This window comes from Corynebacterium sp., from assembly GCF_030532195.1.
Lineage (GTDB): Bacteria > Actinomycetota > Actinomycetes > Mycobacteriales > Mycobacteriaceae > Corynebacterium.
On sequence record NZ_JAUNLP010000005.1, the window covers coordinates 17,644 to 37,672 of the forward strand.

Annotated in this window: 15 protein-coding genes; 9 read left to right on the plus strand and 6 right to left on the minus strand. The window is 60.2% G+C overall.

What is annotated here, in order from left to right; translation table 11 throughout:
• Positions 1-36 precede the first annotated feature (36 nt).
• Both Q4E11_RS06525 and Q4E11_RS06530 read left to right on the plus strand, forming a co-directional pair.
• A complete protein-coding gene (locus Q4E11_RS06525; RefSeq protein ID WP_303164607.1) occupies positions 37-969 on the plus strand; it encodes a universal stress protein in 933 nt (310 codons plus the stop codon).
• Positions 970-1,051: 82 nt separating this feature from the next.
• Positions 1,052-1,453: a hypothetical protein gene (locus Q4E11_RS06530; RefSeq protein WP_303164609.1), complete on the plus strand. Its 402-nt coding sequence runs from the start codon at positions 1,052-1,054 to the stop codon at positions 1,451-1,453.
• Positions 1,454-1,606: 153 nt separating this feature from the next.
• Here Q4E11_RS06530 and leuS read toward each other — a convergent pair whose 3' ends face one another.
• Entirely contained in the window at positions 1,607-4,525 is a 2,919-nt protein-coding gene (gene leuS, locus Q4E11_RS06535; protein ID WP_303164611.1) for a leucine--tRNA ligase, read from the minus strand.
• A 59-nt stretch (positions 4,526-4,584) separates the two neighbouring features.
• Here leuS and Q4E11_RS06540 point away from each other — a divergent pair, with 59 nt between their 5' ends.
• The 3 genes from Q4E11_RS06540 (at position 4,585) to Q4E11_RS06550 (ending at position 7,496) form a co-directional block, all read left to right on the plus strand.
• The gene (locus Q4E11_RS06540; protein WP_303164612.1) at positions 4,585-5,193 is read left to right on the plus strand and encodes an SdpI family protein; all 609 of its coding nucleotides are present in this window, start codon (positions 4,585-4,587) and stop codon (positions 5,191-5,193) included.
• Positions 5,194-5,264: 71 nt separating this feature from the next.
• A complete protein-coding gene (locus Q4E11_RS06545; protein WP_303164613.1) occupies positions 5,265-6,254 on the plus strand; it encodes a bile acid:sodium symporter family protein in 990 nt (329 codons plus the stop codon).
• A 111-nt stretch (positions 6,255-6,365) separates the two neighbouring features.
• The gene (locus Q4E11_RS06550; RefSeq protein WP_303164615.1) at positions 6,366-7,496 is read left to right on the plus strand and encodes a DUF695 domain-containing protein; all 1,131 of its coding nucleotides are present in this window, start codon (positions 6,366-6,368) and stop codon (positions 7,494-7,496) included.
• An 8-nt stretch (positions 7,497-7,504) separates the two neighbouring features.
• On the opposite strand, the gene Q4E11_RS06555 is transcribed toward Q4E11_RS06550, so the two are convergent.
• Entirely contained in the window at positions 7,505-8,524 is a 1,020-nt protein-coding gene (locus Q4E11_RS06555; protein ID WP_303164617.1) for an NADPH:quinone reductase, read from the minus strand.
• A 115-nt stretch (positions 8,525-8,639) separates the two neighbouring features.
• Between Q4E11_RS06555 and Q4E11_RS06560 the strand changes: the two genes are divergently transcribed.
• Positions 8,640-9,554: a hypothetical protein gene (locus Q4E11_RS06560; RefSeq protein WP_303164618.1), complete on the plus strand. Its 915-nt coding sequence runs from the start codon at positions 8,640-8,642 to the stop codon at positions 9,552-9,554.
• A 66-nt stretch (positions 9,555-9,620) separates the two neighbouring features.
• On the opposite strand, the gene Q4E11_RS06565 is transcribed toward Q4E11_RS06560, so the two are convergent.
• From Q4E11_RS06565 to Q4E11_RS06580, 4 genes are read right to left on the minus strand one after another with little or no spacing between them, the layout of a single operon-like run.
• Positions 9,621-9,974, minus strand: coding sequence for a branched-chain amino acid transporter permease (locus tag Q4E11_RS06565; protein ID WP_303164620.1), 354 nt, complete (start codon positions 9,972-9,974; stop codon positions 9,621-9,623).
• Between the two features lie 2 nt (positions 9,975-9,976).
• The gene (locus Q4E11_RS06570) at positions 9,977-10,708 is read right to left on the minus strand and encodes an AzlC family ABC transporter permease (protein WP_303164622.1); all 732 of its coding nucleotides are present in this window, start codon (positions 10,706-10,708) and stop codon (positions 9,977-9,979) included.
• Complete coding sequence (locus Q4E11_RS06575; protein WP_303164624.1) at positions 10,709-11,350, minus strand: YqgE/AlgH family protein; 642 nt, start codon at positions 11,348-11,350, stop codon at positions 10,709-10,711.
• Positions 11,350-12,807: a CCA tRNA nucleotidyltransferase gene (locus Q4E11_RS06580; protein ID WP_303164826.1), complete on the minus strand. Its 1,458-nt coding sequence runs from the start codon at positions 12,805-12,807 to the stop codon at positions 11,350-11,352. The genes Q4E11_RS06575 and Q4E11_RS06580 overlap by 1 nt, the downstream gene beginning before the upstream one ends.
• 160 nt (positions 12,808-12,967) lie before the next feature.
• On the opposite strand from Q4E11_RS06580, the gene Q4E11_RS06585 reads away from it, so the two are divergent.
• The 3 genes from Q4E11_RS06585 to Q4E11_RS06595 are packed head-to-tail and all read left to right on the plus strand — an operon-like array spanning position 12,968 to position 19,934.
• Positions 12,968-13,774: an NUDIX hydrolase gene (locus tag Q4E11_RS06585; protein WP_303164626.1), complete on the plus strand. Its 807-nt coding sequence runs from the start codon at positions 12,968-12,970 to the stop codon at positions 13,772-13,774.
• Between the two features lie 7 nt (positions 13,775-13,781).
• Positions 13,782-16,349, plus strand: coding sequence for a hypothetical protein (locus Q4E11_RS06590; RefSeq protein ID WP_303164628.1), 2,568 nt, complete (start codon positions 13,782-13,784; stop codon positions 16,347-16,349).
• A 27-nt stretch (positions 16,350-16,376) separates the two neighbouring features.
• Complete coding sequence (locus Q4E11_RS06595; protein ID WP_303164631.1) at positions 16,377-19,934, plus strand: lipid II flippase MurJ; 3,558 nt, start codon at positions 16,377-16,379, stop codon at positions 19,932-19,934.
• The last annotated feature ends 95 nt before the right edge of the window (positions 19,935-20,029 follow it).

The following is a 20,029-nucleotide window of genomic DNA, read 5'->3' on the forward strand; positions in this document are numbered from 1 at the left end:
CTTGGATGTATCTGGTTAATCACAGGAGGATTAGCGATGGCTTCTCGCCCGCTTCGAATTATGATTGCGTGGCGCCCGGGCGAATACGGTACGGAAACCTTGGCCTACGCCGCCTGGTTAGCCCGTACCACGAAGGTTCAAATTCGCGTCGTCAGCGCCCTGTCTCGCGGTTGGCCGCTGACCTCACTGGCACGCCTGAGCACTAATGACTCCTGGGTCGCCCAGGAGACCGACGCCCTGCAAAAGATCATCAAGGATGAACTGAAGCTTGCGGGTCTGCGCAAGGGGATGCTTGACGACGAAGCCGTGCGAATCATCGAATCCTCCAGCGAGTCCACGACCATCTGTAACGAGGCCGAAGAATTCGGTGCCGACATGGTTCTTCTCGGCACCCGTCGGAGCAGTACCAAGGACTGGTCGGCCAAGGGACGTGGACGTTTTATCGCCGGCTCTACCTCCGATGCGTTGCTGCATTATTCACCTATCCCGCTGGGGTTGGCCATCCCGGGCGGCAAGCTTTCCAAGCATGGTGTGACTCGTGTGAGTGTCTGCTACATCGACACGCCGCAGTCTCACCACGCACTGAATAAGGCTGCTGACCTGGCATATAACTGGGAAGTCCCACTGCGCTTGGTGTCCTTTACGCCGCGCGGTGCCACTATGTACCCAACCGAAAATGGCTTTGGCCCCTCTTCGGATCTGATGATTGAGTGGCGCGAGCAGGCCATGGGTCTGCTAGACCGCGGTATTGACCGCGCGCATACCCGCTACCCGGATTTGCCCATCGATGGGGAAGTGGCCTCCGGAAACGGCTGGGAAGAAGCAATCCATTCCATCAAGTGGAAGAAGGGCGACCTGCTGGTGCTGGGCTCCTCCACGCTTGGACCATTTGGCCGAGTCTTCATTGGCTCGTCCACCAACCACATTGTTCGCCACAGCCCGGTGCCAATGCTGATTACTCCGGCCTAGTCTCCGGCACAGTCCGGCCTACGATAGCAGGCAGTGGTCAATAAACAAGCGAATCATGTGACAGAAAGGGCGAGAGTAGCAGATGGTCGACAATTCTCCCGAACGTGAAGAGGACGAGCTGCTCGAAAGCCTCGAGCGGAGCATGTATTCCGGTCGACGAGCCTATATCTACACCGGAGCAGTCGTCGGCATCACACTGCTCGCTGGCCTGATTATCGGCATCGCCGGCGCCGTTGTCGGTGGTCCCACCTGCGATGCAGGTAAATCTTCCTTCATTTGCTCACGCACATGGGAGATTCTTTTCCCCGTGGTACCGGCCGTGATTTCTCTGGTCGGCTGCATTTACGGATTCTGGCAGACCTATGTGGAATGGAAGCATTTCCGCAATTGGCGCCCATGGTTGGCGATGTGCTGGGTATTGATGCCTTTCACCCTGATGTGGATGCTCTCCACGTTCGGCATTCTCATCCTGGGCGTGCAGTAGCGCCCCAACCTATACGAAACCCATACGACGCCTATGCGACAAAGTGTCGGGTTTATGGCAATTTCGAGCCGATTTTAGGCATCAAACTGCTATAAACTCCGACACTTTCTTGTGGTCACATTGGTCGATATGACCAACATGGCCACTGCCTGCCTACTTCTTCACAACCAGGTTAACCATCTTGCCTGGGACAACAATCACCTTCACGATGTTGCCACCAGCATTCTCAACCGCCGCCGCCACCTTTTCGTCGGCACGCGCGACTGCCTCGATGTCCTCGCGAGACGCATCGGTTGCAACGTCAATGCGGGCGCGAACCTTACCGTTGATCTGAACCGGCAGCTCGATAGTGTCATCGACCAGCCACTTCTCATCGACCTCCGGCCACGGGCCGTGCGCCAGGGACTCGGCATGGCCAAGACGGCTCCACATTTCCTCCGCAATGTGCGGAGCAACTGGGCCGAGCATGAGCGCCAGCGGCTCGACAGCGGCGCGCGGGGCACCGGTGGAGCCGTAGTTCTTGGTCAGGTAGTTGACGTACTCAATAAGCTTTGCGACGGCAGTATTGTCATGCAGCTCTGCGTAGTCAGAGGTGACCCCATCCACTGTGCGGTTGAGCGCCTTGAGGTCGTCGTCGGAAAGCGATGCGTCAGTGACGGCGAGCTCGCCGGAGTCCTCGTTGACCACCAAGCGCCACGCGCGCTGGAGGAAGCGCTGCGAGCCGACGAGGTCCTTCGTTGCCCACGGACGCGAGGTGTCCAGCGGCCCCATGGCCATCTCGTAGACGCGCAGGGTGTCGGCGCCGTAGTTATCGCAGATCTCATCGGGGGAGACGGCGTTCTTCAGGGACTTGCCCATCTTGCCGTACTCCTGGAAAACCTCCAGGTCAGAGCCGTCCTCGGCGCCGCCCGGGATGAAGAATTTGCCGTCGCGCTCGACCACGTCAGCGGCGGGCTGGTAGACGCCGCGGGCATCCGTGTAGGCGTAGGTCTGGATGTATCCCTGGTTGAACAGGCGGCGGTACGGCTCCTTGGAGGTCACGTAGCCGAGGTCGAAGAGGACCTTGTGCCAGAAGCGGGAGTAGAGCAGGTGCAGCACGGCGTGCTCAACACCGCCGACGTAGAGGTCGACACCGCCCGGATCGTCCTTACCGTGAGTCTCTGGACGCGGGCCGGTCCAGTAGCGCTCGTTTTCCAGATCGACGAACTTCTCGGAGTTATTCGGATCGATGTAGCGCAGCTGGTACCAGGAAGAGCCTGCCCAGTTCGGCATGACGTTGGTGTCGCGGCGGTACATCTTCTTGCCATCGCCCAGGTCGAGCTCGACATTGACCCAATCCGTGGCCTTGTCCAGCGGTGCCTTCGGCTCGGTGTCGGCATCGTCCGGATCGAAGGTGACCGGCTTGTAGTCCTCAACCTCCGGCAGTTCAACCGGCAGCATGGACTCAGGCAGCGCGTAGGCGTGACCTTCCTCGTCGTAGACGATAGGGAAGGGCTCACCCCAGTAGCGCTGGCGAGCGAACAGCCAGTCGCGCAGCTTGTACTGGACCTTTTCGTGGCCAGCGCCTTCCTTTTCCAGCCACTCAATAACTGTGGCGATGGCGGTGTCCTTGTCCATGCCGTTGATGTCCAGACCGGAGTCATTGGCGGAGTTCACGCGCTTGCCGTCGCCGGTGTAAGCGGCTTCTTCGATGTTGCCGCCGGAGACAACCTCGCGGATAGGCAGGCCAAAGACGGTGGCGAACTCGTAGTCGCGCTCATCGTGAGCTGGAACGGCCATGATGGCACCGGTGCCGTAGCCAATCAGGACGTAGTCGGAGATAAATACCGGCACCTGCTCGCCGCTGACCGGGTTGATGGCGTACGCACCCAGGAACACACCGGTCTTGTCCTTGTTCTCCTGGCGCTCCAGGTCGGACTTGGAAGCGATGTCCTTGCGGTACTTAGCCACGGCCTCAGCCGGGGAGGCACAGCCGTAGGTCCAGCGCTCATCAACGCCCTCGTAGGAACCGCTGCCGGCTTCCACCAGCTTGTCCACCAGCTCGTGCTCAGGGGCTAGCACCATGTAGGAAGCACCGAAGAGGGTGTCCGGGCGAGTGGTGAAGACGGTGATCTTGGTGTTGACCTTGGGGCCAATCTCGGCGGTGAAGTCAACCTCGGCACCGCGGGAGCGGCCAATCCAGTTGCGCTGCATGGACTTGACCTTGTCCGGCCAATCCAACAGGTCCAGGTCATCGACCAGGCGGTCAGCATAGGCAGTAATCCGCATCATCCACTGACCCAGGCGCTTGCGGAAGACCGGGAAGTTGCCGCGTTCAGAGCGGCCATCGGCGGTGACTTCCTCGTTGGACAGTACCGTGCCCAAGCCCGGGCACCAGTTGACCATCGAATTCGAGCGGTAGACCAGGCGGAATTCATCGACGGCATCACGCTTTTCACTCTCGCTGAGCTCAGCGTAAACGCGACCGTCCTTGGTGGTCATCTCACCGGACTCGAGCAGCGGAAGCAGCTCATCGATGCGACGCGCCTTCTTCTGGTCCTCATCGAACCAGGCATTGTAAATCTGCAGGAAGATCCACTGCGTCCACTTGTAGTAGTCGCGGTCGGTGGTAGCGAACACACGACGGCGGTCATGGCCCAGGCCAAGGCGGCCGAGCTGGCGTTCCATGTTGCCGATATTCGTTTCCGTCGTCACGCGCGGGTGCGTACCCGTCTGAATTGCGTACTGCTCGGCCGGCAGACCGAATGCGTCGTACCCCAGCGTGTGCAGCACGTTTGCACCCTGCATGCGGTGGAAACGGGCGAAGACGTCCGTGGCGATGTAGCCCAGAGGGTGGCCGACGTGCAGACCCACGCCGGAGGGGTACGGGAACATATCCTGAACGAAAAGCTTGTCCTTCGGCGGAGTGGAGCCATCGGCAGCTGCTAGGTCGCCCACGGGGTTCGGGGCGTAGAAGGTGCCATTATCTTTCCAGTACGTCTGCCACTTTCCCTCTAGCTGAGCGGCCAGCTCGGGGGAGTAGCGGTAGTCGGTGGCTTCTGCCGAGGAGGGGGACTTTTCGCTGTTGGTCATGGTCTCACAGTCTAATAGGTGCGTTTGGCACGTGCCCAACCACCTATTAAATTGGAGGCATGATTGTCATCCCTGTAATTACCCTGGTTCTGGCTATTTGCGTAGCCGTGGTCGCCGGTTTGGCATGGTCGGCAAAGTTGCCGGGTAATAACTGGATTGGAATTCGCGCGCCTGAGGCACGAAAGTCGCAGGAAAACTGGGATATTACGCACCGCGTTGCCGGCCCACCGTGGGCTGTCTCCGCCATCGCGTTCCTCGGCGCCGCAATGCTTGGCTTCCTCGCCATCCGCCCGGAGGCCTCCGGTTGGCTGTGGCTCTGGTTCGCCGTCGCTGTCCTGGGAGGCATCGCCATGCTAGGTGTCGGCGCGGCTATGGGCTCGCACACAATCGCGCTTTACGACGCCAAGGTCTCCGCCGAGTCAGACTCCGGTTGTGGGTGCGGTGACGGCGACAGCGGTTGCGGCTGTGGCGATGCCCCTGCAGCTGAGACCAACACCTGCGCCTCCGATGACCCGGCAGCCGAATGTGGTGTTGCTGGCGGTTGCTCCTCGTGCGGCCTGGAGGGTCTGTGCACCGATAAGGGTGATGCGGCTCCCGCTAATACTTCGTTCAAGCCGGTTGACAAGGAAGCCCTGCGCAAGGCCGCTGAGCAGCAGGGTCACAAGTAAATAGTATTGAAGAGAAACACTTCTTCAAAAACTGCAAAACAGCATCTGGTTGACCATTAAACTCTTTGTTCATGTGGCAACGAATAGTGAATTGGCGTCCAGATCCTCTCATCGTCGGTATCGTTGCTGCAGCGATACTGGCGATTATTTTTCCTGCAAGTGGCACTACAGCTGAGGTATTCGGCTGGGCCACCAAGATCGCCATTGGCTTCCTCTTCTTCCTCTACGGCGCACGCTTGAGTCCGCAGGACGCGCTGGCCGGTGTGAAGCACTGGCGCCTACACGTCACCATTTTGGCGTTTACTTTCGTACTCTTCCCAATCCTGGGCCTGGCTATGAAGCCGCTGGATTGGATTCTTTCTCCTGGCCTCTACATGGGCATTTTGTACATGACGCTGGCACCGTCGACGGTGCAGTCGAGTGTGAATTTCACGTCGATTGCCAAGGGCAATGTGGCCGGCGCAATTGTCAGTGCCTCGGCTTCGAACCTGCTGGGCATTGTCATCACACCGGTACTGGTGATGCTGCTGATGGCCACCGGCGGTGGTGTCCACATTGATTCCTCAGTGTTCCTGGATATCTCGCTGCAGCTGCTGCTGCCGTTTGCCATTGGTCAGATCACTCGCCGCTGGACATGGAAGTTTGCCGCGGCGAAGATGACCAAGAATGTCGACCGTCTTTCCATCGCCATGGTTGTCTATGCCGCATTTTCTGAAGGCATGGTGCAGGGCATCTGGTCGCAGGTGCCAGTCGGCGACATAGTCATCCTGTGTGTGCTCTCGGTCGTATTGGTGGAATTCGTCCTGCGTCTGTCCGGTTTTGTGGCCAGAAAGATGGGCTTTGACCGCAAGGACCGCATTGCCATTCAGTTCTGTGGCTCCAAGAAGTCCCTGGCTACCGGCCTGCCAATGGCTGCCGTCATCTTCGGCGCCAACGCCAGCCTCTATATTTTGCCGCTGATGATTTTCCACCAGATTCAGCTGATGATCTGTGCTGTCTATGCCGCACGCTGGGGCAAACAGGCCGAAGCCGCAGAGCATGCGCAGACACAAGCGGCGTAGGACCGACAGCCACATTTGACGCATATACTGGGGCGCACAACTTTAGTTTCGATATCGTGCGATTAAACGTAGAGCAAACGAAAAGCCGAACTGAAAGCGTGAATACCCCGTATGTCTAACCAAAATTCTGGACCATTTTCCGCTGAAAAGCGGACCGCCGAAGACACCGCGATTAATGAATTTTGGTCGTGGTGGAATTCCTACGGTGCCGATGCTCTTGACGCGATGTTCAGCGTCCAGCTCGGTGTCGAAGGCGCTCCCGCCGCTACCGACGTGGACATTGTCGATGTGCAGTCGGAGGTCGGCGGTCGCATCGCCGCTATTAACGAACGCCTGATTTGGGGTTTTGAGGCAGGCGCACCGTATTCTCGCCACCTTCTGACCGTGAGCGCCGCTGGCGATCCGGAGCTACGCCCGGTCGCTCGTCGTTGGCTCGAGGCCGCGCCTGACGACGGTGCGGTGTGGTCGTTCACCGACCTGCGCCAAGCAGATCCGACCATGAAGCTCTCCCTCGGTGAGGTGGCAAACGTACTGGTTGCCCAGGGTGCGCTCGATGCCGATGCCCCTGCGGAGGTCGATCCGGCAGATGCCCGCGTCGCATACAGCAGTGGCCACGGCGCCGTTGATGTGCGCCTGTACCACCCACTGTTTGCGCCAATTGCCCAGCTGGAAGATGGCGAGCGCCTGGTGGCACAGCTCGGCTTCACGCTACTGCAGCTAGCACTCGGCGAGGAGGACTTCGGTCTGTGGCTACGTGGCTTCGCCTTCGCTGGCGAGGAACCGGAAGATGCCATCCCGCTGCCGGAGTTCGGCAAGGTTATCGAGCAGCTTGCGCAGGATTGCCCGGAGTGGCTGACCATCGAGGCAGAGGCCAATGGCCAGCCGATTCGCGTGGCCACGCGCGCACCGATTACCCAGATGATTAGCCCGACGATGACGCAACACGTACTGGTGCAGCTCATGCTGGGCAATATTGATGACCAGGGCCTGCCCAGCGATGAGTCGAAGGAGTCGCTGGCCGCATTCAACGAAGCGGCTGCACAGGCCATTGAAGATGACAAGGGCATTTTCGTCGCCGCTGAGCACAGTGATGGCATGGCGTTGATGCACTTCTACATTGACCCGGTCTCCGATGCTGAGGCCGGTATTCGCGCGGTAGCCGAGAAGTGGACCGAGGGCGAACACGTCATTGACACCGAGTACGATCCAGGCTGGCAGCGCGTCGGACACCTGCGGGTTTAACGCTCCGCTTACTCCATTTCGCCGACTGCCAGCACAACCCGTCGGCCACGCAACTTGCCCGCCTCGATTTCCTCATGCGTCCGCGCAGCTGCGGACAAAGGGCGGGCTTGTACTCGAAGTGATGGCAACTCGCCCTTGTCGGCAAGGTTGGTGATGGCTCTGGCGGCGTCGGCAAGCACTGACGAATCGGCGTTGCTGATGGCGAACCCGACGATGCGGCAATCGCGGGAGTAGAGCTGACCGACGGGCAGTTTGGCGGTCGAAGCGCTGCCCAACCCAGAGATGATGACGATGCGCCCGCCCATGCGCATCAGCCCGACTGTCCGGTCCAGGCGATTGCGACCCGAGGTATCCAGATGGCAGGCAACACCTCGCGCGTGATCCACGCCGGTATCCACGTCGGCGGCAGTAGCCAGCTGTTTGTAGAGGTCCGCGCTTCGGTAGTCGATAGCCACCTCGGCGCCCAGCGCGCGACAACGCTCCACGTCTCGCGACGATGCCGTCGTGATGACGCGCGCACCAAGTGATGCGGCAATGACAATTGCACAGGCCCCCACATTGCCGCCACCGCCCTCGATGACCACTGCGTCGCCCGCCTGTACCTGCCCATGAACCGCAATCGCGAGATACGCCGTGGCAGCGGGATGAACTGCGGCAATGAACTCAGCCCGGCGCGCGGAGTCCATTTCTGCAATGGGGTAGGCGCGGTTTTCGGCAACGACAGCGTATTGAGCAGCCCCTCCTTGGCGACCATGGTGACCAAGGCTGTTGCACCAGACCCATTGCCCGACCCGGATGTGGGTATTTTGGCCTACCGCTACGACTTGCCCGATTATGTCGCGGCCGATGACGAATGGAAACTCCATTTTGGTGGGGTAGGCACCTGAGCGCACGAAGGTATCGACGGGGTCGACTGCGCAGAAATCGACCTTGACAAGCAATTCATCGGGTCCTGGCGGGGGAGTGGGGATGGTCTCAACGTGGATGTCGGAGGCCGCCCCGAGCTTGTGAATTACCGCTGCCCGCATGTGACTGGGGACAGTGGAGTGACCTATTTCTGATATGTCAGAACGAGAAAAATCCATCGCGGTACTCCTATAATGAGTGAATTCACGTCTAAAGCTTAGATTGGTTTTGTCTGATATGAACGCTCGTCATCGTCTTGCCTCGCGCCCATCTCGTGCGCTTCGCCTCGGACTGACCGGGGTCATTGCGCTCACTGGTCTACCACTGGCTGCTGGTAATGCCGCAGCGGCTCCTCAGCCGAAGCTCAACGGTCAGGGCACTATTGACGCCCCGGCTCGAACACAGATCAGCTTTGATTACACTCCGACCGGTACGCACTTCGGTACTGCAAATGAGAATGAGGCCCGCCCAGGTCTCTCCATTGTCAAGCTCTACATTGCGGACTACGTCTACAAGCACGGCACTGAGGCTGACAAGGCCAAGGCCACGCAGATGATTCGCTACTCCGACGACAACATCGCCAGTGAGCTCTATGGTCGCTACCCGAATTCCATCAATGCCACGGCCAGCGAATACGGCCTGAGCAATACGCATGGTGCAGCTCATTGGGGCAATTCGACGACCTCCAGCGCCGACACGGTGAAATTCCTGGAAGCCAAGAAGCGTGAGAATCCGGCCGACCCCGTTCTCACGGCAATGACCACGGCGTCCCCGGTGGCAGCCGATGGCTACCGCCAGGATTACGGCACCGCCACACTGCCTGGTGTTATCGGCACGAAGTGGGGCTGGTCGGATGACCGCCGCAGCGTTCACGCCTCGGCTTCGATTGGCCCGGACTTCAGCGTTGCCGCCAACACCTACGGCACCAGGGAAGATCACACTAGCGACGTTCAGAATGCCTTCAACGGTGGTATTCCGGGTAGCCCAGCACTGCCAACCCCGGGTATTCCAAACCTGCCTGGTCTGCCGGATAGCCCAGGTCTGCCGACCATTCCGAACCTGCCGGACAGCCCAAATCTGAGCGAGCTGCTGCAGCTGCCTGAATCCCCAGCGCTGCCACAGATTCCGGGCCTGCCGAACTTCGCTGGTTAAGGGCCTGCCACAGCGCCCGTCGACACTCGCCCGGCGCGCTAGCTGGAAAAATCAGACCAGCCCAGCTCAGGCCACCACATTCACGAGCACCATATACAGCGCCGTGCCAACAAAAATCGAGACCACGGCGTTGCGTTTCCACCAATGCAAGGCGATGGTGACAATCAGTGCAATCGGCACCGCCCACGCGGCACCGGGGTCGCCGCCGCCATCGTCGCTGAGGCCAAGACTGCCAAACACGGTGTAGACCACCAGCGCCACCATCACACCGACCGGCATGGTGGTGCCCAGGAACTCAAATAGCGGCGAATTCTTCAGCGCTCGCACAAACGCAAACGGCAGCGCACGCAAAGTCACTGTCACCACGCCCATCACCACAAGCGCGGCGAGAATATAACTGGTATCGGGCAATGTAGTCATGCTCACTTGCCCTCCACATCATGCGTGATGCTTGACGACGTCATGCGCAGCACGGAATCAACTCGAGGTGACCACACGCGCACCAACAGCGTGGCAAAGTACAGCAGCAGGCCGATGACCAACATTTGATTCGGATTGATCAACCAGCCCACCAGCGTGCAGGCAACCGCAGTCAGGGGCAGTGACCAGTCCTTCGAGGCTTCAAAAGCGTCCATGGCCAGCACGGCGAACAGAGCCGTCAGTGCAAATTCCGCACCATGGATTCCCTCGGGCAGGGCCGCGCCGGTGATAGCGCCAACGATGCCTGAGCCCACCCACAACAGCTGGCAGACAATCTGGATGGCCAACAGTTGTCGGCCGGTCATCTTCTCATCCGTGTCTGCTGCGGACACGATGGCGTAGGACTCGTCGGTAAGCGCGTATGTGGAATAGGCGCGCCCCAGCCGGGAGCGAATCAGATCCCGCGGAAACGTCAGCCCGTAAAAGACATGCCGAAAGTTGACCATGAAGGTGGTAACAGCAATACCCAGCAGTCCGGTACGTGCCATGACCAGGCCGATTGCGAGAAACTCCATTGATCCGGCGTAGACCAGGATGGAGAAGATTGGTGCCCACCACCAGCTGAAGCCAGTTTGGGCAACGAGCAGTCCAAAGGCGAGGCCGAGTGGGATGAGTCCCATACCGACGGGTAGCGCCTGCCGAATTCCGGTAGCGATATCGCGGTTGTTACTCATTTAGTTGTCGCGCACATCCACCGGGTAGGTGCCGTAGAGCGGCAGTGGCCAGGGCTGGCGGCGCATGCAATCGCCCCAGATATCTGCTGCCGCCGGTGCGAGCACATCGGAGGGCAGGGCAGGGGCGACATACCAATCGCCGCGGTCGAGCTCCTCTTCCAGCTGGCCCGGATCCCACCCGGCGTAGCCGGCGAAGATGCGCGCCCCATCGATACTGGGCGCCACATCCTCCGGCTCGATACCGAGGTTGACCAGCGCAAACCTGTGGGCAATGCGCTCCATGTACGGCGCGCCGGTAATGCTGTCGGTCTCCTCTGGCAGGGTCGCGCCGTTGCGCACCACACCAATACAAATCGGCTGGTTCTGGTTGACCGGACCACCGAGGTAGAGCACCGGCGGTTTCGCCATCAGCGGTGCCCACGGCTCCAGTACATTGTGGACCGGCGTCTGCGAGCGCTTGGTCAGGTCCACGCCGAGCGTGCCATTTTCATTGTGCTCGATGATAAAAATCACCGAACGCGCGAACTCCGGCGAGAGCATTCCAGGGGCGGCTAGCAACAGCATGCCAGCAGCTGGATCATTGCGCTCCAGGCTGGAGAAGAGCCTGTCACCATAGAGGTTCTCGGGATTAATCGATGCCATTAGCTCTCTCCTTTGCTATCCGTCTGCTGCGGCTCAGCCGTCTCACCAGTCTGCTCGTACCACCACTTCTTCAGCGCCAGGATTGCGTCCTCGCGCTCCAGTGGGCCGGACTCGAGCCTGAGCTCCTTCAAGTAATTCCAGGCCTGGCCGACTTCTTTGCCGGGCTTCAAGTCCAGAATCTCCATGATTTCATTGCCGTCCAGGTCCGGGCGCACACGCGCGAGGTCCTCCTGTTCGGCGAGCTCCTTGATCCGCGCTTCTAGATTGTCGCAGGCGCGAGCCAGACGTGCTGCTTTACGACGGTTCCTCGTCGTACAGTCGGCCCGCACAATCTTATTCAGCCGTTCCAGCAAATCCCCGGCATCGTTGACATAGCGGCGTACGGCCGAGTCCGTCCACTTGCCTTCGCCGTAGCCGTGAAAGCGCATGTGCAGGTAGACCAGCTGGGAGATCTCATGGCTGGTCTTCTTCGGAAACTTCAGCTTGCGCAGGCGGCGGCGCACTAGCTTCGCGCCAACGACTTCGTGCTGGTAGAAGGTGACATTGCCCTGCTCGTTATAGGCACGAGTGGCGGGCTTGCCGCAGTCATGCAGCAGTGCGGCCCAGCGCAGCACCAGGTCGGGCTCGCCAGGTTCTTCCTGGTCAATGGCCTGACGCATGACCTGTAGTGAGTGCTGGTAGACATCCTTGTGCTGGCGGTGCTCATCCTGCGTCATCCGCATATCTGAGATCTCCGGCAGGACGCGGTCAGCCAGGCCAGATTCCACCATCAGGTCAATGCCGCGGCTGGGATAAGCCCCCAGAATCAGTTTGTTGAGCTCCGTGGCCACGCGCTCGACAGTGATGCGGTCAATCTCACCGGCCATCTCCGTCAGCGCATCCATGACTCGTGGTGCAACATCGAAGCCCAACTGTGAGGCGAAGCGGCAGGCACGCAGCATGCGTAGCGGATCATCCCCAAAGCTGACTTCCGGCGCACCTGGAGTATCCAATACTCCGGCCACCAGATCCTCGAAACCACCGAGCGGGTCGAGGAAGGTACGCGAGCCGTCGCCATGCAATTCCACGGCGATGGCATTGCAGCGGAAGTCGCGGCGAATCAGGTCGCCTTCCAGCGTGTCGCCGAACGTGACTTCCGGATTGCGGCTGACCTGGTCGTATGTGTCCGCACGGAAAGTGGTGATTTCCACCTGACGGCCATGCCGCTCGGCTGACAGTGTGCCAAATTCAATACCTGTATCCCAGACGATATCCGCCCACTGGTCCAAAATGGCGCGGGTGGCCTCCGGACGTGCGTCGGTGGTGAAGTCCAGATCCTCGCCCAGGCGTCCTAGCAGCGCATCGCGCACGGAGCCACCGACGAGGTAGAGGTGATAGCCGGCATCGGTAAAGGCCTTAGCCAGCGAATCAAGAATGTCCGCCTCCTTGGCAATGGCTTGGTCTGCCACCGCCAGCATTGCCGTCCTGCGCACCTTGGGGTCCACATCGGAAGCAGCCTGGGGAGTAGCGTGGGGCGCAGCGCCCTCGGCCTTATCGCCATTTGTTGTAGAAGGAGTCGATTGTGTCACGACCGACACAATACCCGCTTATACCTATAGCACCGGTAGTCTAAGGGGAATGAACAACGTGGTACGCAATGACAACTCGGGGGCGAAGAGCCGCCGACGTCGTCGGCGACCGCGCAGAAGGGGTGGAAATTCCGCTAGCAACAGCGCGAATAACAAGGCAACATCCAAGTCGAATTCGGCCGGCGGCAAGCAACCGTCCAGGTCAGCGAAGTCTTCACGCTCGGCTGCGCACTCAGGCAACCGTAGTGGCCGCAAGCATGGGCAGGCGAAGGGCAACCGTCGTCGTAACGCACAGGCCAAGCGCACGCACAATCGTCGCCCCAATAGCTCGCGCGGGCAGACGGCATCGCCGATGTACACCTCGATTGAGACATCGGCAGGTGGCCTGGTGGTCTCCGGGCTGGCAGAGGCCGTCAGCGACGGTGGCTCGGTGGACCTGTCGCGGATTTATGTCGCTCTGATTGGGCGCCATGATCGCCGCGGTCGACTGCTGTGGTCGATGCCGAAGGGGCATGTCGAGCCCGGTGAGGCCTTTGATTCGACGGCTGAACGCGAAGTCTGGGAGGAAACCGGCATTCGCGGCGAGGTCATCGAGGAGCTCGGCGTGATTGACTACTGGTTTGTCTCCGACGGCAAGCGGATTCACAAGACCGTCCACCATCACCTTCTGCGCTATGTCGATGGCGATTTGAATGACGAAGATCCGGAGGTCACTGAAGTGATGTGGGTTCCGGTGGACACTCTGGTGGAGCGCCTGGCCTACGCCGACGAGCGCAAATTGGCCCGGCGCGCGCATAACCTGCTTCCCAACCTCGCCCGCGCGGAAAAGCAAGCGGGTCGACAAACACCGAGGTGATTTGCGCGTGTTGAGGTTGCATTTGTCCAGGCAGGCGGGTTGTACGGCCGCTCGTAAGGTCACTGCCGCCGCCATGGGTCTTGCACTGTGCGTGACGACGGTTGCAGCGCCCCCAGCTCTTGCGCAAGATGAACAGCTCTGGGAAAACAGCGCCAACCGCATCGGTGCACAGGGCCCGCTGCGGCTGTCGGTGACCGATATTGCGCCGAATGTGGCGAAGTTGGATGATGCCCTGACCGTAAAGGTGCAGGTGCACAACAGCTCGGATGAGAGCATCAACAATATTGTGCTGCGTCTGCAGCGAGCTGGTGCCTTGGAGTCATCTGCCACTGCGCGGACCATTTTGGCCGAACCGGAATCCGTCTATGACGTGGCCGGCGACTTTAGCGACCCCATTTCGCTAAAGCCGGGGGAGTCTCGCGAAGTGACACTGCACTCACCGATTTCCGCGCCGGCCCCGGAAGGTCTAGGTATCACGGAGCCTGGAACGTTTCCGCTGCTGATCAATGCCAACGGCAAACCGGCCGATGATATTGACAAGTTGCTGACGGAAACCCGCGCACTGCTGCCGGTCATCAATCCACAGGCATCACCTGCGGAAACACCACCGGCGACCGAAGCCGACTCCGAGACGGAGGAAACTGAGGAACCCCAGGCTCCCGACGAGCCCGGCAAGCCGCGCTCCGTGCCGCTGTCCCTGATTTGGCCAATCAGCCAGCCCGTTCCACTTGTCGGCGGTGAGACTGGTGATGCCCCGACTTCACCGGATCTGATTTTGACCAATGATTCACTCGCTGATTCTCTCGAGCGCGGCGGGCGTCTCGACGGCCTGGTCAGCTCCTTAGAGAAGGGCTTCAACGGCCCCGACGGCGATAAACTGCGCCAGTCCACCTGCATTGCCATTGATCCGGAAACCCTTGACGCGGTCTCCCGCATGACCCGCGACTACTGGATTGGCACCAGCCGCCCCAGCCCGGTGCAGACATCTCAGCGTCTGCGCGATTCCTGGGGCAACCAGGACGACACCGACCTTGAGCGCATGCCCGCCAATGACGATGCCGCACACTGGCTCGACCGGCTGCACACGCTGACGAAGGACACCTGCGTCATCTCCCTGCCATGGGCCGGCACCGACCTCAGCGCAGTGGCGCGAGTCAACGATGAGGACCTCTCACGAGAGGCTCTTGTCGCAGGTCAGCACACTATTAACCAGCATTTGGGCATTCAGTCCCTGCCGGGTGTCTACCTGCCTACCGAGGGCTCCGTGACGTCGGAAAGCATCCCGCTGTACTCCGCGGCGACGGCGCAGCGGACGTTGACCCCGGCGGAGGCGTTCGAAGAGCGCGTCCACAGCGGCGAGACCAATCGCGGCGAGCCGACGCCCGAGCCACCGCGCGACGCGGCGGAAAACACCACAGTTCTCATCGCCGACAACACTGCCACCACCGATGATGGTCAAACGCTTGCGCCTGGTCACAGTGGTGTGCTTGCCGACGGCAGCCGCGCCTTCGCCCTGCCGGGCACACTGTCGGCCTCACTGGCGGCGACTGGGCAGTCGCCACAGACTGCGCCGTATTCCAATCTGCTTGGCCGTTTCGATTTCCGCATGGACTCGGAAGCTGCCCGAATGCAGATGGCCATCGGTACGCTGTACCAGTCTTTGACTGATACGAACGATCCGCGGGCTTCGATTGTTGCGGCTCCACCTGCTGGTTGGGCACCGCGAGTCGGCGATGCCGACGACTTCGTCAAAGCCGTACAGGAGGCACTGAACTCCGGGCTGGCAGAGCCTAAGGCCCTATCCGACGCCATCAACACCGCTGCTCACGACTTGGATGCGGGACCGGTGACGCCAACTGGTGATCTCGCAGATCCCGCACCGGTGGCCGACAATGTGGTGGAGACAGCACAGATTGCCTCGCGGGAAATCACGGATCTGACCAAGATCATGTCGAATGACCCGAACGTGGCGCTGTCGCGATATGAGTTCACTCGCCCGCTGCGCCGCGATCTTCTGCGCTCCTTTAGCGCACTGGGGCGGCGCAATCACAGCCGCTCGGCCGACGTGCAGGCACACAATGAGGAGCTGAGTAAGCAGGCGCTGACCATGACGCGTCGACTGCGCAATTCCGTGACATTGGTAGCCCCGGGCGGTGTTTATACGCGCGCCACGCAGTTATCACCGATTGTGGTGCTGGCGCGAAATGGTCTGCCACTGCCGGTTCCAGCCTTTGTCCGTGTGGGTGCGGGGGAGTCCGTGCTGAAGGACAAGTATGAGGCCAATATTCCGGCTAAGGGGTCGGTGACCGTTCAGTTCACACCGGATTCGGTCAATGATGCTGAGGGACTGCCGTCGACAAGCGCGCCGGATGGTGCTCGACCACGATCCGATGGCGATAATTCCCACAATCTGCTGCTGTGGCTGGAATCTCCCAACGGCACGCCGATTTCTCAATCGGTGAGCATTTCCATTCAATCGGGCACGTCGGTGGGGGTTTTGCTGGTCATTGCCACCGTCATCATCACTGCTGGCGGGTTTTTTGCCGCGAAACGTTCCCAACGCTTTCGGAAATAGACCCCTTTTTAAGCAACAATAGGATGTGTGACTGACTCAGACGCGCATAAATCTGGACTCCGAGGCCGCATTCGCCGCCCCGCGCCGCCGGCTCCTGTGCCGACGGCTCGCCGTGCGGCGGATACTCAGCCTGCCGAGGCCGCCCCGGATCTAACTCGCGTATCCGGCCGCACTAGTACCACTGGCAAATCTGCGGCAGCGCAGTCGTCGAACGCGGACACCACCGCTCCGACGAACAGTTCAACAGCGACAGCGGAAGAAACTCAGGGACAGTCCAATTCGGACATCGTTGCCTCGACGGGCTCGATGGCAATTGCCACCCTGATTTCTCGAATTACGGGCTTTCTGCGAAACCTGCTCATCGGCGCCACGATGGGTCCGGCAGTGGCTTCTGCATTCAACGTCGCCAACACGCTGCCGAACTTGATTACAGAAATAGTGCTCGGCGCAGTGCTGACTTCTCTGGTGGTGCCGGTGCTGGTACGCGCGGAGAAGGAAGACCCCGACCACGGCGCGGCGTTTATCAGACGCCTGCTAACTGTCTCTCTGACACTGTTGGCGGTAGTCACCGTAATTGCGGTGATAGGCGCACCACTTCTGACCAGATTGAGCCTCAACGAGGCCGGCAAGGTCAATGTGCCGTTGGCGACATCGTTCGCCTTCTTATTACTTCCGCAGATTATTTTCTACGGCATATTTGCGCTGCTCATGGCGGTGCTCAACACCAAGGGGATATTCAAACCCGGTGCGTGGGCACCCGTTGCCAACAACGTCGTGGCCATTGCCACGCTTCTGCTCTATCTACTCCTGCCTGGGCAGCTGAGTCCGGATTCGGACGGCTCCCTGTCCGATCCGCACATCTTGTTGCTCGGTTTGGGCACGACCTTGGGCGTGGTTATTCAGGCTGTGATTATGCTTCCGTATCTGCGCCGCGCGGGTATTGACCTGCGCCCGCTGTGGGGCATTGATGACCGCATCAAGCAGTTCACCGGTATGGGCATCGCGATTATCACCTACGTGGCAATCTCCCAGGCCGGTTACTTCATTACCACCAATATCGCCTCGACGGCCTCCAAGGCCGCCCCGATGATTTACCAGCAGGCATGGCTGCTCCTGCAGGTGCCCTACGGCATCATCGGTGTGACACTGCTGACCGCCATCATGCCTCGCCTGTCCCGCAACGCGGCCGACGGCAACGATCAGGCGGTGGTCCGTGACCTGTCCATCGGTACCCGCCTGACCATGATCGCGCTGGTGCCAATCGTCGCGTTTTTCACCGCCTTCGGCCGCCCGATTGCAGTGGGTCTTTTCGCCTACTTGGAGTTCCCGCGCGAGACCGCAGAGATCCTGGGTTGGACACTGTCCTTCTCGGCCTTCTCTCTGATTCCGTACGCCATCGTGCTGTTGCACTTGCGCGTCTTCTACGCTCGCGAGGAAGCATGGACGCCAACGTTCATTATTCTCGGCATTACGACGGTCAAGGTTATTCTGTCCTTCCTCGCGCCACGGTTGGCCTCCAATGAAGAAACCGTCGTCGTCCTGCTCGGTGCTGCCAATGGCTTTGGTTTCCTCGCTGGTGCCGTGATTGGTCACTTGCTGCTCCGCCGAACACTCGGCCATTTGGACAGCAAGGCGACAATTCAGACTGTGCTGTGGGCGCTCGGCGCCTCCGTCGTCGGTGTCATCGTCGCCTGGGGAGCCTTCGCACTGACCGATTTGGGTCTCTTCGATTTCTTCGGTTCCTTCGGTGTTCTGCTGCAGACTGCAGTCACCGGTGTGGTCTTCCTTATCGCCACTGGCGTGGTTTTGGCCCAGGCGCCGCTGGAGGAGGTGCGCGTTCTCGGGGGCTTCCTCGGCCGTATTCCTGGCCTCAGCCGCTTTGCTCCGAAGCCGCATGCTGCAGACAACGCAGTGGCAGATTTCGATGCCATGGAAAAGGAACGGGGATTTGCAGCAGACGCATTCTCTGTCTCCCCGGCCAGCCTCATCGGCGAGACTACCGGTCTGGCCAACGAGGGCTTTACCGCCTCGCCACTGCTTCCGCCAATGCCGACGCAGGGCTCTCGCCCGACTCGCTATGTGCCGGGTGAAATGGTCTCGGGCGGTCGCTTCCGTCTGCGTTCCGAGATTGCCACGTACCCAGGTCTGCGCCTGTGGCGCGCTATGGATATGGGCGATCCGGACGAGTCGGATGTTGCGCTGATTTTCGTCGACACCATCGCGCTGCCGTACTACGACAGCTCGCCGTCGATTGCCGCTCAGCGCATTGCCACCACCACCAATGAATTGCGCGATCTGGCCGGTACCGGAATGGCACGTATCCACAGTGTTGCCAAGACACGCACTGAGGTGCTCATCGTTGCTGATTGGATCAGCAGCATCGGAATCGAGCAACTGCGCCAGGCAGCGCATCCGGATGCACTTGCACTGGCAGCTGCATCTCTTGCCGACACCATTGCCGATGCCCACGAGTCCGGCCGCTGTCTCGGCTTGGATGACAAACCAGAGCGTCTGCGCATCAGCAGTGATGGTCACATTTACAACGCATTCCCCGTCGTTTTGCCCGATGCATCGCAGCGCTCTGACTACGACGCAATGCTCTCCGCCGTGGAAGCGCTGTTCTTCAACGTGCCCAATATCCCGTCCGATATTTCGGCGGTGATCCGCCGCGCCAACCAGGCGCAACCGGAGGACTTCGACCAGAAGATCTCGCCGGCGCGCAAGTTCGCCAATGCTCTGCGCGAGGCCGCTCTCGGCCCCGATTCATCCGAGTTCCCCGCCATCGACACCGACACTGGAGCGCGCGAATCTATCGATGACGCATCCGCCGCGAAGTCCGGTTCCGCACGCAATCGCACGCGCTCGTTTAGTCTCGGCGCGGTCGTCGTTGGTGTCGTGATCGTCGGTGCGCTCATCGCCGCCGCTATCTTCGGTCTGGTCAACAGCTCCGACGATGCGCCGATCAACTCCGAGTCGGTGCGCCGCGCGCCGAGCGCATCCGGTCCACGTCTGGATCAGCTTTCGCTTGTCGACGCTCTCGAGTGGCAGGCCGACACGGATAATCCGGCAGCCGGACCTGATAATCCGGATTTGGCGTCGTTGACTATTGACGGTGATGACGCCAGCTACTGGGTGTCGTCGACCTATGTCTCTCAGTTCGGCGACGAGCCGACGGACTTCAAGCCCGGTATCGGCATTCGGGTCTCCCTGGATAATCCCGCCACCGTTGGGGAGGTAAAGGTTGTTGCAACCAAGGGCGCGAAGATTGAAGTTCGCGGTCTGGATAGCGCCGATTCGACTGATCTCGATGACACGACTGTGCTCGGTAGCGCTACCGCTGATGCCGGAACAACCACAATCAAGGTGGATTCGAAGGATCAGCAGTGGAGCGATTTGGTTATTTGGGTAACTGAGCTGCCGACCGCCCAGGAGGCGGTATCAGATGAGGATTCCAATGAGGAGAAAGAAGCTGGGGACGCAGTTGATCTGGCCCCGCTGACTGGTGATCCCAATTTGGCACAGTCGTCGCCAGATTCCCTGGTGGCAGTCGCAATTGGCGATATTCAGGTTCTTGGCGAGGAATAGATTTTCTTGCCTGTGCTGGGAGTTTAAAGTTATCCACAGCTAGGTGCCCGGTTTTAAGATTCATCCACAGCCCGCGGCTTCTGCGGCATAATTGC

Coding starts and splice junctions, on each gene's coding strand:
- Q4E11_RS06525 (WP_303164607.1), top strand. CDS start 37: ATGGCTTCTCGCCCGCTTCGAATTATGATTGCGTGGCGCCCGGGCGAA.
- Q4E11_RS06530 (WP_303164609.1), top strand. CDS start 1,052: ATGGTCGACAATTCTCCCGAACGTGAAGAGGACGAGCTGCTCGAAAGC.
- leuS (WP_303164611.1), bottom strand. CDS start 4,525: ATGACCAACAGCGAAAAGTCCCCCTCCTCGGCAGAAGCCACCGACTAC.
- Q4E11_RS06540 (WP_303164612.1), top strand. CDS start 4,585: ATGATTGTCATCCCTGTAATTACCCTGGTTCTGGCTATTTGCGTAGCC.
- Q4E11_RS06545 (WP_303164613.1), top strand. CDS start 5,265: ATGTGGCAACGAATAGTGAATTGGCGTCCAGATCCTCTCATCGTCGGT.
- Q4E11_RS06550 (WP_303164615.1), top strand. CDS start 6,366: ATGTCTAACCAAAATTCTGGACCATTTTCCGCTGAAAAGCGGACCGCC.
- Q4E11_RS06555 (WP_303164617.1), bottom strand. CDS start 8,524: ATGCGGGCAGCGGTAATTCACAAGCTCGGGGCGGCCTCCGACATCCAC.
- Q4E11_RS06560 (WP_303164618.1), top strand. CDS start 8,640: ATGAACGCTCGTCATCGTCTTGCCTCGCGCCCATCTCGTGCGCTTCGC.
- Q4E11_RS06565 (WP_303164620.1), bottom strand. CDS start 9,974: ATGACTACATTGCCCGATACCAGTTATATTCTCGCCGCGCTTGTGGTG.
- Q4E11_RS06570 (WP_303164622.1), bottom strand. CDS start 10,708: ATGAGTAACAACCGCGATATCGCTACCGGAATTCGGCAGGCGCTACCC.
- Q4E11_RS06575 (WP_303164624.1), bottom strand. CDS start 11,350: ATGGCATCGATTAATCCCGAGAACCTCTATGGTGACAGGCTCTTCTCC.
- Q4E11_RS06580 (WP_303164826.1), bottom strand. CDS start 12,807: ATGCTGGCGGTGGCAGACCAAGCCATTGCCAAGGAGGCGGACATTCTT.
- Q4E11_RS06585 (WP_303164626.1), top strand. CDS start 12,968: ATGAACAACGTGGTACGCAATGACAACTCGGGGGCGAAGAGCCGCCGA.